At 41.1% G+C, this 13,612-nt stretch carries 12 protein-coding genes; 7 read left to right on the top strand and 5 right to left on the bottom strand.

Annotated elements, in window-relative coordinates; translation table 11 throughout:
- Positions 1–4 precede the first annotated feature (4 nt).
- Both C427_RS23230 and C427_RS23225 read right to left on the bottom strand, forming a co-directional pair.
- The gene (locus C427_RS23230; protein WP_007642759.1) at positions 5–847 is read right to left on the bottom strand and encodes a DUF547 domain-containing protein; all 843 of its coding nucleotides are present in this window, start codon (positions 845–847) and stop codon (positions 5–7) included.
- Positions 848–2,989, bottom strand: coding sequence for an FAD-dependent oxidoreductase (locus C427_RS23225; protein WP_007642758.1), 2,142 nt, complete (start codon positions 2,987–2,989; stop codon positions 848–850).
- 710 nt (positions 2,990–3,699) lie between these two features.
- On the opposite strand from C427_RS23225, the gene C427_RS23220 reads away from it, so the two are divergent.
- From C427_RS23220 to envZ, 5 genes are all read left to right on the top strand, one after another.
- Positions 3,700–3,924, top strand: coding sequence for an ion channel (locus C427_RS23220; protein WP_007642757.1), 225 nt, complete (start codon positions 3,700–3,702; stop codon positions 3,922–3,924).
- A 257-nt stretch (positions 3,925–4,181) separates the two neighbouring features.
- Positions 4,182–5,084: a phosphoribulokinase gene (locus tag C427_RS23215; protein WP_007642755.1), complete on the top strand. Its 903-nt coding sequence runs from the start codon at positions 4,182–4,184 to the stop codon at positions 5,082–5,084.
- A 14-nt stretch (positions 5,085–5,098) separates the two neighbouring features.
- The gene (locus C427_RS23210) at positions 5,099–5,299 is read left to right on the top strand and encodes a hypothetical protein (RefSeq protein WP_007642754.1); all 201 of its coding nucleotides are present in this window, start codon (positions 5,099–5,101) and stop codon (positions 5,297–5,299) included.
- A 150-nt stretch (positions 5,300–5,449) separates the two neighbouring features.
- Complete coding sequence (gene ompR / locus C427_RS23205; RefSeq protein WP_007642753.1) at positions 5,450–6,175, top strand: osmolarity response regulator transcription factor OmpR; 726 nt, start codon at positions 5,450–5,452, stop codon at positions 6,173–6,175.
- A gap of 117 nt (positions 6,176–6,292) precedes the next feature.
- Positions 6,293–7,594, top strand: a complete 1,302-nt coding sequence (gene envZ / locus C427_RS23200; protein WP_081589084.1) for a two-component system sensor histidine kinase EnvZ — start codon at positions 6,293–6,295, stop codon at positions 7,592–7,594.
- A gap of 465 nt (positions 7,595–8,059) precedes the next feature.
- Here envZ and C427_RS23195 read toward each other — a convergent pair whose 3' ends face one another.
- From C427_RS23195 to C427_RS23185, 3 genes are all read right to left on the bottom strand, one after another.
- Positions 8,060–9,007 carry a GGDEF domain-containing protein gene (locus tag C427_RS23195; protein WP_226991276.1) on the bottom strand — a complete coding sequence of 316 codons (948 nt, stop codon included), beginning with the start codon at positions 9,005–9,007 and terminating at the stop codon, positions 8,060–8,062.
- A 160-nt stretch (positions 9,008–9,167) separates the two neighbouring features.
- The gene (gene hslO / locus C427_RS23190; RefSeq protein ID WP_007642749.1) at positions 9,168–10,058 is read right to left on the bottom strand and encodes an Hsp33 family molecular chaperone HslO; all 891 of its coding nucleotides are present in this window, start codon (positions 10,056–10,058) and stop codon (positions 9,168–9,170) included.
- Between the two features lie 25 nt (positions 10,059–10,083).
- Positions 10,084–10,482 (bottom strand): RNA-binding S4 domain-containing protein, encoded by a 399-nt coding sequence (locus C427_RS23185; protein ID WP_007642748.1) that lies wholly within the window; start codon positions 10,480–10,482, stop codon positions 10,084–10,086.
- A 128-nt stretch (positions 10,483–10,610) separates the two neighbouring features.
- On the opposite strand from C427_RS23185, the gene gspC reads away from it, so the two are divergent.
- Positions 10,611–11,558: a type II secretion system protein GspC gene (gene gspC, locus C427_RS23180; protein ID WP_007642747.1), complete on the top strand. Its 948-nt coding sequence runs from the start codon at positions 10,611–10,613 to the stop codon at positions 11,556–11,558.
- Positions 11,555–13,612: a type II secretion system secretin GspD gene (gspD, locus tag C427_RS23175; protein ID WP_007642746.1), complete on the top strand. Its 2,058-nt coding sequence runs from the start codon at positions 11,555–11,557 to the stop codon at positions 13,610–13,612. The genes gspC and gspD overlap by 4 nt, the downstream gene beginning before the upstream one ends.

Here is a 13,612-nt window from a genome sequence, read left to right as displayed (position 1 = left end):
AGACTTAGAAAGTAGAGATATCATTTAACCGCCAATCATAGTCTAGATAACGAATATTAAAGTCCTGCTTTTGCAACCAAGTCAGTTGCTGGGGATCCTTAGCTATATCAGTCTGGTACACCTTAATAAGGTCTTTAAGACTATTAAATCCCTGTTGACCCTTCTCAAAATCTTCAACATACCATTTGAAAATAGAAGAGAGCTGCACTCGATTATCGATTAAATTGATAGTGTTACGTTGATCATCAGACAAAAACTGACGCATTTGATCATCAAGCTGTTGCTCCAATTTGTCAGCGACAAAGGCTTGATTTCTCAGTGGCGGACAACTTACTGCGGCACACACCAAAGCGGCATGGATACGTGGGCGCTTAAACCACACACGTATCATCTCATGTTCAATATTATCTAAACTGCGCTTCTCATCGAGCAGGATAAAAAATGCTTGTTTCCATGGGCTAGAAAAAAAGCTGCCTAAGTCTTTAATCGACTCTGCTTTACCGTTTTGAAATTTAGCATAGTCCCGATTAATCAGCTGTAAAGTAAAGCCATTATAGGCATTGATCAAAAAGCTGAGTTGCTCGTCGTCAGACCATAATTTGTATTCACTTTGTTTGACTGCTGATAACGTTGCCAAATATTCGTTTAACCTATCAGGCTGTTTAAAAAGCTGCGCATAGTCCACCCGAGTTTGCTTTTTATTAGGCGATAACTGCACCACATCACTCAACAGTTCAGTAAACAGTGGATGCTGATGATCAAAAGCCCGCACGATAGCTGAACTCATCATCAAAACCACACCGAATAAGCACCAAAGGGTTTTTCCATTAACATGCTTGTTAGCCATTTATGATCGACGCCAAGTATGAAAACGCTCCACAAATGCTAGTAACTTTTCGGGTGCGTTGGCTTTTTTCCAGTTTCCTGCAGCGTATTTACTTGCTTCGGCCATAGTGGGATAGATATGGATGGTACCCAGAATCTTATTCATACCGAGATTGTACTTCATCGCTAACACAAACTCTGCAATCAGCTCGCCTGCATGCGCCCCTACTATGGTTGCACCTAATATTTTATCTTTACCAGGAGGTGTCAGGACTTTTACAAATCCACGAGCATGGTCATCGGTTAATGCTCGGTCTAATCCGCCTAAATCATAACGAGTGACTTCATATACAGTGTTTTGTTCTTTTGCAGCTTGCTCGTTTAAACCCACAGTAGCAATTTCAGGGTCGGTAAAAGTGGCCCATGGAATAACACGGTAATCTACCTTAAACGTTTTAAAGGGTCTAAATAAAGCATTTACCGCAGCATACCAGGCTTGATGAGCCGCGGTATGAGTAAACTGGTATGGGCCCGCTACATCACCAGCCGCTAATATGTTCGGGTATTTAGTTTGTAGCATCTCATTTGTCACAACAACTCGATTAGTTTCAATACCCAATTTTTCTAGGCCAAAACCTTTTAGATTAGCCATTCGCCCCACGGCTATCAATATCTCATCGAATGGCAATTTCTCTTGCTTACCGTCTTTTTCTAAAACAATAAACTTGCCTTCATCCGTTTTTTCAATCGCGGTAGCGGTGGTATTTAAACGCACATCAACACCATCATCGATCAATTGATCATACAAATACTGCGCTGCATCTGGGTCTTCTTTAGCGAGCAATTGCGGCAACATTTCTACCTGTGTCACTTGTGTGCCTAAACGACCAAATGCTTGCGATAATTCACTACCAATAGGCCCACCACCTAACACGACCAAGCGCTTCGGTTGCTCTTGCAAATCCCATAAATTATCTGCTGTTAGATAATCTATATCCTGTAGACCCGGAATAGGTGGAACAAAGGCACTGGCACCTGTAGCAATAACAATATTTTTAGTCGTAAGCGATTGCAGGCCGTCCGCGGTTTGAATATCAACTTGCCAAGGCGACACTATCGTTGCGCTGCCAGTCACTACCTTAACGCCTAGCGACTCATAACGTTCAATAGAATCGTGAGGCTCTATAGTTTTAATCACGTTATGTACTTGATTCATCACCGCTTTAAAATCTACTTCTGGTGCTTGGTAATTTACACCTGCATTTGCAGAAACTTTGTGTGTATGAGCTAATTTACTGGCATGTAATAAACTTTTTGAAGGCACACAACCTGTATTTAAACAGTCACCACCCATCTTATGCTTTTCTACTAATGTCACTGAAGATTTAACCGCTGCGGCAATATAAGCAGTAACTAATCCTGCAGAGCCTGCACCAATCACAACTAGGTTGCGGTCAAATGTCTTAGGTTTCTGCCAACCTTTGTACACCCGTTTCTGTTTAACAAAATTCAAAATTAATTTTGTAATAATGGGGAAAAGGCCAAGTAACACGAAAGATAAAATTAATTCTTTGGAAGCAATGTCAGACACAGCTTCTATTTCAGCTAGTTGTGTACCCGCATTAACATAAACCGCAGTTCCTATGAGCATTCCCACTTGGCTGACAATATAATAAGTGGCCGTTTTGATACTGGTCACACCCATGACTAAGTTAATAACAAAAAATGGGAAAATGGGCACCAATCGCAAACTTAATAAATAGAAAGGCCCATCTTTTTCAACCCCTTTATCTATTGCTTTAATGCGTTCTGAAAAAGTTGCTTTGACCCAATCTCTGAGAAGAAATCGTGACACCAAAAATGCTAGTGTTGCGCCAATAGTCGAAGCAAATGAAGCCAACAGTAGTCCGAAACCTAAACCAAATAAAGCCCCCGCACCTAAGGTTAAAATAATGGCACCGGGCAAACTAAGAGCAGTAGCCGTCACATAAATAACAAAGTAAACGATGAACGCCTGCAACCAATTTGAGTTGATGTACTCAGCCAAATCTTGTTGGTGCACTTTCAAACTATCGAGAGTCAGATACTGCCCTATATCAAACATAAGAAAGGCGGTGATCAACATCGCAATAATGACGAGAAGTATCCCTCGTTTAACATTCATTTAGTTTTATCCTATTGGTTAGTCGTGTTTGCCACGTTATTTAATAAGTATTGATACGCTAATGAAAACGATTATATATTTTATTCATTAATAGATCAGGATATGACCCAAGCTTAGTTAGTTTTATTTCGTGATAGTGCTAGATAGTGCTAATTATGACTAATGAATGGCGCTTTTGTGTGAAACACAGGCGAGTTTTACTAAACGATTAAAAATGAATACCACGAGGGTGGCACTTAGACTGAACCTTACTACACCGCGACACTTTATATTACTTCACTGCTCATTTTATTGAATGTGATTGCTGTAATATTAGCAACAGTCCCAGAGCTTGATGCAAAGTACGATCAACATTTTGAGTAGTTCAATATTTTTTCAGTTGTCATTTTTACCTTTGAATATGGCCTAAGGGCTTCGACATGTATCGAACTCGACACCCAGTCTATTAGCCATACTAAAAAACGCCTGCAATATTTTTCTAGCCCTATGACAATGAACGACTAGATTGTTATATTACCCTTTTATATCGGTCTACTTTTTTTCACTCTTTATTTACGTATTTTAAGGGTTCTTAGATTACTGTGTATCTTTAAATTGGGTCGATATTCCAGGGCCATGCAGATGTTATTGCAAGCGTTTAGACAAGAATATAAAATACTACTGGCCGCATTTAACATTTTGTTTATCATAATGATCTTAGCTGCATCTATTTGATTGAAAAAGACATACAACCAGATAAATTTTGCAGTATCCCAGCAGTCATGTGGGGAGTCATAACTTTGCTTACCACTTTGGGTTATGGTGACTTTATACCTATTACACCTTGGGGCAATTTTTTGGTGGCAGCATTGCCAGCAGACATTTTGGCATCAAGTTTTTCTGAGACAGCCCATCAAAAACGAGAAAATTTTAAGCTTAAATCAAGCAAACTTTAGCCGATGGTAAAATTACCCAGCGACGGTTAGCCGAACTGGAACAACTGCGGCATAGTTTAGATATTGAGCGAGGTGAGGCTCAGATGATGTTTAGTATGATGGATGATCGCAATGCTAAAAAGGCTGCAAATGTATGCCCACACTGCCATAAGACGATTTTAACACAATAAAGCAATAATTCTTTTGGTTAACTAGTTCTTGACCCGAGTAGCAAGCTTGCTTATAAATGACATCCATTAAGCAGCAAAGTGCGTTGAATGTCAGTTAAACACCCCATAATCGCTATCACTGGTTCTTCCGGTGCAGGCACAACTATGACGACCAATGCCATACGCCATATCTTTCGTAATTTGTCAGTCAATGCGGCTGTAGTGGCAGGAGATAGTTTTCATAGATTCACCCGCCCTGAAATGGAAGTTGAGATCCGCAAAGCGCAAGAGCAAGGTAGGCACATTAGTTATTTTGGTCCCAAAGCCAATGATTTTGAAATGCTTGAATCTTTGTTTACTGAATATGCTGAAACGGGTATGGGTAAACATCGTCAGTATCTGCATACTTTTGACGAAGCCGTTCCCTTTAATCAAATGCCCGGTACCTTCACCCCATGGCAAGACCTACCTGAGAGCACCGATGTACTGTTTTACGAAGGATTGCATGGTGGCGTTGCTGACGAGGAAGTAGACGTAGCCAAACACGTTGACTTGCTTGTTGGCATGGTACCCATAGTTAATTTGGAGTGGATCCAAAAAATTGTTCGTGACACCACAGACAGAGGCCATTCTCGCGAAGCGGTAATGAGCAGCATAGTACGAAGCCTCGACGATTATTTTAAATACATCACGCCCCAATTTTCACGTACCCACGTAAATTTTCAGCGAGTACCCACGGTTGATACGTCTAACCCATTCAGTGCTCGTGAAATACCCAGCCAAGACGAAAGTTTTGTGGTGGTGCGTTTTCGCCGTGAAATGAAAAGTGTTGATTACCCCTATTTACTCAAAATGATAGATGGCGCATTTATGTCGCGTATCAATACCATAGTGGTACCCGGCGGTAAGATGGGCTTAGCCATGGAACTAATATTAATGCCTCTTTTAGAAGAATTGCTGGATAAAAAGCGCCGTGCAGGTTTTCAAATGGACTGGGTAAGTGAGAAGTAAGCCGGACTAAACCTATGAATAATGAACCTAAACTTTCCCTTAAAACCCGCGTTTTGATTGGTATTATTGCTATCCCATCATTAATTTTAGCTGCGATGATTATATCGATGTTCATTGATCAAACCTCGGGAGATATCAGTGCCTTTGAAGTGATTTATTCATTGGTCGGTGTTTTCGCTATGTATATAGCTTTAACAGGTAAAAAGTTCTTTTAAGATCAGTTCACTTTCATATTACTGCTCAAATCTGACTGCATATGACAAACTTTGTAACAATCCAAATGCATTGCCAATCATGGCAACCTTTTGAATTATTAGACTTTCACTTATAGTATATCCAATCATGGAATACATTTGGACTAAGTTATGGGACAGGAAACAACAAAAATTTTAGTAGTCGATGACGATATGCGTCTACGCAGCCTGTTGGAACGCTACTTAGTTGAACAAGGTTTTCAAGTCAGAGCTGCGGCCAACTCTGAACAAATGGATAGATTATTAGAGCGAGAAAACTTTCATCTTATGGTACTTGATTTGATGTTACCCGGCGAAGATGGCTTGTCTATTTGTCGCCGTTTGCGCCAAAAAGAAAACGGGATCCCCATCATAATGCTAACCGCTAAAGGTGATGAAGTTGACCGTATTATTGGCCTAGAGATGGGTGCTGACGATTATCTACCCAAACCTTTTAATCCCAGAGAATTGCTTGCCAGAATCAAAGCAGTACTTCGCCGCAAAATAACCGAAGCACCGGGCGCACCTTCCCTTGCAGAACAAATAATTGAATTTGGTAAGTACTCACTTAATCTTGGTACCAGAGAAATGAGTGCAGAAGGTCAGCCGATGACTCTCACCAGTGGTGAATTTGCAGTGCTTAAATCTTTAGTGACTCATCCTAGAGAGCCTCTATCGCGAGACAAACTGATGAACCTAGCGCGAGGCCGAGACTACAGTGCCTTAGAACGCAGTATTGATGTACAAGTATCCCGTTTGCGTCGCATGCTTGAAGAGGACCCTGCCAACCCTCGTTATATCCAAACCGTTTGGGGTTTAGGTTATGTTTTTGTGCCAGATGGTGAAAGAGCGGCTTAACAGTTGTGCTTAAACGCCGTGTATTTATCCGAATTTTCACTCGAGATTAACTCCGTGCTTAACACCCGTACTTACAGCCGTACTTACACCCGTACTTACACCCGTACTCATTTCTAAGTGAGATTTCTTCCTAAAAGTGCCTTTGGCCAAACCGTTTTGTTGATTAGTATCTTACTGTTTATTAACCAAATAGTGTCTTTGGTGTCTGTGACCTTCTATTTTGTTAGTCCAAATGTGCAGCAAATTAATAATTTGCTGGCCACACAAATTAAACTGGTCTTTGTTGAAGATATCAATAGCCAAAACCCTGAACCGGACCCGCGTTTTTATCACACCGCTGGCATGCAGGTATACAACCAGTCAGAAGCCATTAAAAATGGTTTAGAGCAAGCAACCCCCTACCAGTATTGGTCAAGACAGATGTCAGACAGTTTAGGTGGCCCAGCACAAGTCAGAATCACTCACGGCGAGCCTTATTTGTATTGGATTAATCCACCACAAAACCCTGATATATGGATCACCATTCCCATGGTGGGATTGGGAGAGGGCGACGGTTCCCCGCACCTTGTTTATTTATTGATGATTGGCATCTTAAGTGTCGGCGGCAGTTTAATTTTTGTGCGGCGCTTGAATCGGCCTTTAAAAGCCCTTCAGAATGCGGCCTTGTTGGTAGGCCGAGGGCAAGTCCCTAAACCTTTAAAAGAAGAAGGCTCCAGTGAATTAATTGCAGTAACCCATGCCTTTAATCAAATGTCCAAAGGCATTAAACAACTCGAAGATGACAGAGCGTTACTCACCGCCGGTATATCTCACGATCTACGCACTCCTCTGACGCGCATCAGACTAGCTTCAGAAATGTTACCTGAATCGCAAGACTGGGTGAAAGAAGGCATAGTCCACGACATTGAAGATATGAACGAAATCATTGATCAATTTATCGATTATGTCCGCCAAGACCAACAAGAATGTATGCAAGTAAGTAATTTAAATGATCTGATCAAAGACGCAACTCAAGTCAGGAATATAGAAGAAAACCATAGAATTACCTTACATCTTGAGCCACTACCAACAACATTAATTAGACGAGTGGCGTTAAAGAGAGTGTTAGACAACTTAATCGAGAACGCCTTTCGCTATGGCAGCGACAATATCGAAATTACTTCAAAGCATAATAAAAAACACCGACAGTTGTGTTTTGCTATACGCGACTTCGGCCCCGGTATTCCAGAAGAACAAATACAAAGCCTGTTTGAACCTTTCACTCAGGGTGATAAAGCCCGTGGAAGCTTGGGCTCAGGGTTAGGTTTAGCTATTATTAAACGTATAGTCGAAATGCACTCTGGAACAGTAACGTTGCAAAATCATGCCGAAGGGGGCTTAATTGCAACCGTGTTTATTGGTTATCAGTTAATGGGTTAACCAGACTTAAGGCTATTCATTTATTAAAGAACTTTTATATGAGCAAGCTACTTAAACTAACTGCAATAACAATTGCCTACTTAGTTGTGTCGAACATGGCATTCGCGAAAAAAGTTTATGAAAACAAGATCCCCCATCCTTGAGTCTGAGCTTCAATGGCCCGCGTCGAAAACTCACCTCAGCCTGAACAAAATAAAGTCAGGTATTTTCATATTAATCACAGTAACCAGATCAGGTATTCTTCAAGTAAACAATATAATTTAGTTCTACAGAAAGGTTTCAAAGTCGCAAAATGCGGTGAACGTGTTTGTCTCGATTGAGTAACTACAAAGATAATGGCAAGCATGTTGGAAGAAATAGGGTGCACTGCGCCCTAATTTAAGGTTCTGGGTGAAAGAAAATGATAGACAAAAAGTTAAAATTCCTTGCATCTGACAGCACTTGTAGAAATCTAATTTAGACTCCTTAAGCCACTTCAACTCGGTTTCTTCCATTCTTCTTACCTAGATACAAGGCTTGATCTGCTAAATCTACACAATGTTCAATTGAAGTGAGTTGCTCACTATTAAGCGAACAAATTCCTATAGTGGCAGTGACTTTCACTTCTTTCCTATCGTTTAAACTGACCGTTTTTTGCTCAATACTCAGACGGATTATATTGGCAATATCCGTTGCTCTTTGTGCATCGATATCTTTGATGACTACAATAAATTCTTCTCCACCAAAGCGCCCAGCTAGGTCACTTGCATCGCGCACACTATGTTGTATCAATTGCGCAACCTGCTTTAAACAAAGATCTCCTGCTAAGTGACCGTAAGTGTCATTGATTACTTTAAAGTGGTCGAGGTCAATCATCATCACAGATAATTGGCCGTTTTTACTTTTAGCTTGATCAATCGCTGTTTGCAAAAAGCTCATTACAGAGCGGCGATTTTTTAGACCAGTTAATAAATCAGTCTCGGCTTGTTCACTAATTTTATCACCCAACGCACCATAAACGCGGTTAAATTGTACGCCTAACATCGTACTTAACGACACGGATAAGCAAAGCCATAAAGCTCTTGATGCAGTTTTACTCTGAGGGACAATTTCGTTTGTGAAATCTGGGGAAATACCAATACTGAAATACAGGCCAATTACTAGGACGATAACTATTAAGGCCGTTATCCAGGTATATTTTGCGTTACTGACCAGAGCAATAAAAATGGGAATAGTAGGAATTAGATAAGTAAATTGACTATTTACACCGCCAGATACTACAGTTATGGGTGTGAGAACCAGTAAACCCACACAAGTAAATAACATCGGATACCATGATTTAGGTTTAGTATACTTTAAATAAAGAAATACGCAGCCCATAGCAAGTGAATTGAATACTCCAATGTAAGTAAATAAAACATCTTGCTCAATCATCAGAGGCCTGATGATTGTAGCTAATGAAACGATGAAAAAAGTTAAAAAAGAGGCCTTTAATGTTATTTCATACCTGATTTTTTCAATAAACACTCAACATTCCTTATTCATTTTATGTCTACATCAAAATGATACGCTATCACTGAATGTAAAGGTACGACTACCCCTGCCCAACAGTTAGTTTAAAAGTACCCGCATGAATACTCTCTACATCAATCGCATCAAAACTGTATTCGGTATGGCAATATTGACAATTCATTTTTATGTCGCCGTCTGCAGCAATAATGTCTAATAACTCCTCTTTGCTGACTCCAGAAAGCGCAGTTGCGCTGCGTTCTTTACTGCAGTTACACTTAAAGATCACGTCATTAGCAGGGTATAACTCAAGATCCTCTTGATGGTATAAACGATGCAAGATGTCTTCAGCAGGCAACTCGAATAACTCTTCATTTTTAATGGTATCGGTTAAAGCACTGAGGTGTTCAAAAGCCGTGTCAGCTTTATCTGTTGCTTGGCTGCTGGTAGGTAAAATTTGTAAAAACATACCACAAGCTTTTGCATGATTATCTGTTAACTGAGTGCGTAATATTACTTTAGTGGCGAGTTGTTCGGACTGTTCAAAATATGCTTCAATACATTCTGCCAAAGTGGGTTTATCTAGAGAAACCATGCCTTGATAACGTTCACCATGCTGAGGAGTAATAGTGATGACCAGCACGCCTTTGGGGACTAATTCACTGAAGTTTTTAGGCAAGACTTGTAGTGCTTCGTCCCACCGAGCAACACCTCTTAATTGCTGATTATGCGTACCATTAATAACGGCATAACTAAGAGGACCTTCTCCTTGAATTTGAATGGCGATATCGCCTTCAAATTTCAATGTCGCAGTCAATAAACTGGCAGCAGCCATCAGCTCGCCTAATAGCTGTTGGATAACAGGTGGGTAGGGATAAGAGTCTAAAATAGCCTGAAAACTTTTTTCTAAACGCACCATCTCTCCTCTGACGTTGCCTTGGTTGAATAAATATCGATGAAGTTGATCAAAAGCCATGTTGTTTACCTTGTTACCTTGAGTATTACTGTTGTTTGAATTGAATAATTTGACGACGTTGCTTTTTATCAGGGCGGCCATCAGGTTTGGGGCTATGAAAAGCACTTAGTCTTCGTGCTTCTGCATTACTTGCGCGTAGCGTTTCGCTGGCTGGGGTTTCCTGGTACATCAATTGTGCAAGAGGTGCACCTAGGCGCTGTTCTTGTAATTTTAATACCAACACTTCTTTTAAGTCGAAGCCTTGAGGTATTTTTATGCTCGCCCCCAACTCTACTATTTTTCCAGGTTTACTACGTTGTTCGTTGTATTGCACCTTACCAGATTGCACCGCATCTCTGGCTACGGAACGGGTTTTATAAAAACGAGCAGCCCAAAGCCACTTGTCTAAGCGAACACCTTGGTTTTTATCAGAATTTTGTTGCATCGGCACAAGCCTTTTCATTTATAATTTAATTTGTAGTTCTTTTGTAACTAAGGTGGATTAAAGTTGTCGCACATGTTCCTACTGGTTATAATTAATATGATAAGCTTTAACCTTCCCACTGAGAGACAATGACCGTCGTTAATCATACCGCTAATCAATTATGGCTCCAACTAGTCAAAAACCAACAAAAAATTAATTTGTTGGCGGTGCTGCTGTTGGCAATTTTTCTTCTTTCTTATGCGGCAGAACTCACCTGGCGTTTGTTGCCACAACCTGCTGATAGTGGCAGCTTCGAAAACGTCTCTAGGGGTCAACCTGTTTCCCAAAAAAACGCTAATGACAGACTAGATTTGACTGATATCAAGCGACTTAATTTATTTGGTGATTATAATGCCGAACCATTAGCAGAAAAGGAAGTGACAGATGCCCCCGTCACTCGACTCAATTTGACTTTAACCGGTGTAGTCGCCAGTTCTGCTAAAGATCAAGGCGCAGCAATAATCGAAAATCGCAATCAACAACAAACTTATGGTATTGGTGAAAAAATTGAAGGTACCAATGCTTCACTAAAGGAAGTGTATGCCGACAGAGTCATTATAAAAAATGGCCTCACCAGTGAAACATTAATGCTAGATGGTGTGGATTACAACAACAATGCAAGCTCATCGATTAGCTCACCTCAGCAAGCTTCATTTCCTCGCCCACAACTCAGTGACCAAGGTCCAGAGCGCCTTATATTATCTGACGACGCAATTCAAGCTAGCAGAGAATTACAAGATCAACCCGCTAGCTTTGTTGACTACATTGCCGTATCGCCACACCGTCCTAATGGCGAATTAATGGGCTACCGTGTGAGCCCCGGTAAGAAGCCTGCTTTGTTTAAAGCTGCAGGACTAAAATCGGGCGATGTGATTACCGATATAAATGGCTTAGATTTAACCGATATTCAGCAAGCCTTAGAAGCGATGAATATGCTCAAAGAACTACAATCTTTGCAAATGTCTGTGCAACGCGAAGATGAAATTATTATTATTTACCTAGATCTGCCCCAAGGGGAAGAGGAACCAGAAATATGAAGTGTATGTCACGCAATCGCCCTCATGTATTAAAAGGATTACTCCTTGTTATTGGCAGTGCGTTTTTTGCTATTTCGAGCCTAGTGGCCGCAGCGGATTATTCCCCAAATTTTAAAAACACTGAAATCAGCGAATTTATTAATATTGTGGGTAAAAATCTCAAGAAGACCATCATTGTTGATCCTAATGTGCGGGGTAAAATTACCGTACGTAGTTATGATTTGCTCAATGAAGAGCAGTATTTCCAGTTTTTCTTAAACGTACTGCAAGTTTACGGTTATTCAGCTGTCACAATGTCCAGTGGTGTCATCAAGGTTATACGCTCCAAAGATGCTAAGTCCTCGAATATACCGGTAGTGGAAGGCAGCCCTTTTGATGGTGATGAAATGATCACCCGAGTAATGCCAGTATATAATGTGCCAGTGCGAGAACTCGCACCACTGTTGCGCCAACTTAACGATACAGCTGGCGGTGGTAACGTGGTTAGTCACGATGCATCCAACGTAATGATGCTCACCGGCCGTGCTGCTGTCGTTAATCGCCTAGTTGAAATAATTGAACGGGTAGACAAGGCAGGTGACGAAGAAGTCGAGATTATTAAACTAAAATATGCTTCTGCCACCGAGTTAGTGCGTATTATCGATAGCGTCAATAAGTCTCAAGGTAAGTCCAACACAGGGGGCAAATCCGACCCAAGAGTGGTAGCCGATGATAGAACCAATAGTATTATTGTCAGTGGTGACGTTAAAGCCCGTAAACGTTTGATTAATTTAGTGCAGCGAATGGACTCTGAATTAGAAACCAGTGGTAATACCCGTGTTATTTTCCTCAATTACGCAAAATCTGAAGATTTAGTCAAAGTATTACAAGGTGTCAGTGCCAGCATCCAAGCTGAAGAAAAAGGCGCAATTAAGGGCCGCCAAACCTCTAGTCGTGAAGTTAGTATTGACTCTCACCAAGATTCAAACGCACTAGTGATAACCGCTGAGCCAGATATGATGCGCTCGCTCGAAGAAGTGATACGTCAGTTAGATGTGCGCCGTGCACAAGTGCAAGTAGAAGCGATTATTGTTGAAGTGTTTGAAGGTGATGGCACCACGTTAGGGGTGCAATGGGCCAATGAAAAAGGTGGCGGCACACAATTTAACAATGGTGTCGTGGGCATTGGATCCCTTGCTGTCGCGGTTGATCAAGCACAAGACAAAGTCATTGTAGATTCCATAACCACGACTTCTAACGGTGATGCAGTGGTTGTACCCACAGAAAAAACCCAACTTGGGGATTTAACCTCTTTAGCCTCCTTACTTGGAGGCGTGAACGGATTCCTTCTTGGCGGCGTCTCTGGCGGATGGGGTGCAGTATTACAAGCCGTGAGCACAGACACCAATTCAAATATTCTTGCCACTCCACATCTAACCACTATGGATAATGAAGAAGCATTTTTTATAGTGGGCCAAGAAGTGCCAATTATTACTGGCTCAACCACGGGCTCGGGTAATTCGAATCCCTTTCAGTCTGTCGATCGCCAAGAAGTGGGGATCAAGCTAAAAGTGACGCCACAAATTAACGAAGGCGATGCCGTACAATTGTTAATTGAGCAAGAAGTCTCTAGCATCAGTGGCGCTACATCAGTTGACGTTATTATTAATAAGCGCGAAATTAAAACCTCTGTCATCGTAGATGATGGTGGCACTATTGTGTTGGGGGGGTTGATAGATGAAGACGTACAAGAGAGTGTTTCTAAAGTTCCATTATTAGGGGATATTCCAATTTTAGGTCACTTGTTTAAGTCAACATCAACCAGTGTCCGTAAGCGTAATTTAATGGTATTTATTCGTCCTACCATAATTCGTGATGGTGTGACAATGAACGAGATAAGCCACAAAAAATATCAATATATTCGGGCCCAACAATTAAAACGCCAGGCCGACGGCATTCCATTGATGCCCAATACTGACGGCCCATCTTTGCCAGATTGGGATGACAAACTAAGCTTACCACCGTCATTTTCCGATTATATTTTGAACAAAGACAAAGAAAAGGATAACGACTAG

The organism is Paraglaciecola psychrophila 170, assembly GCF_000347635.1.
GTDB lineage: Bacteria > Pseudomonadota > Gammaproteobacteria > Enterobacterales > Alteromonadaceae > Paraglaciecola > Paraglaciecola psychrophila.
Note: the sequence above shows the minus strand (reverse complement) of the source record. Positions and strands in the feature narration are given on the sequence as shown.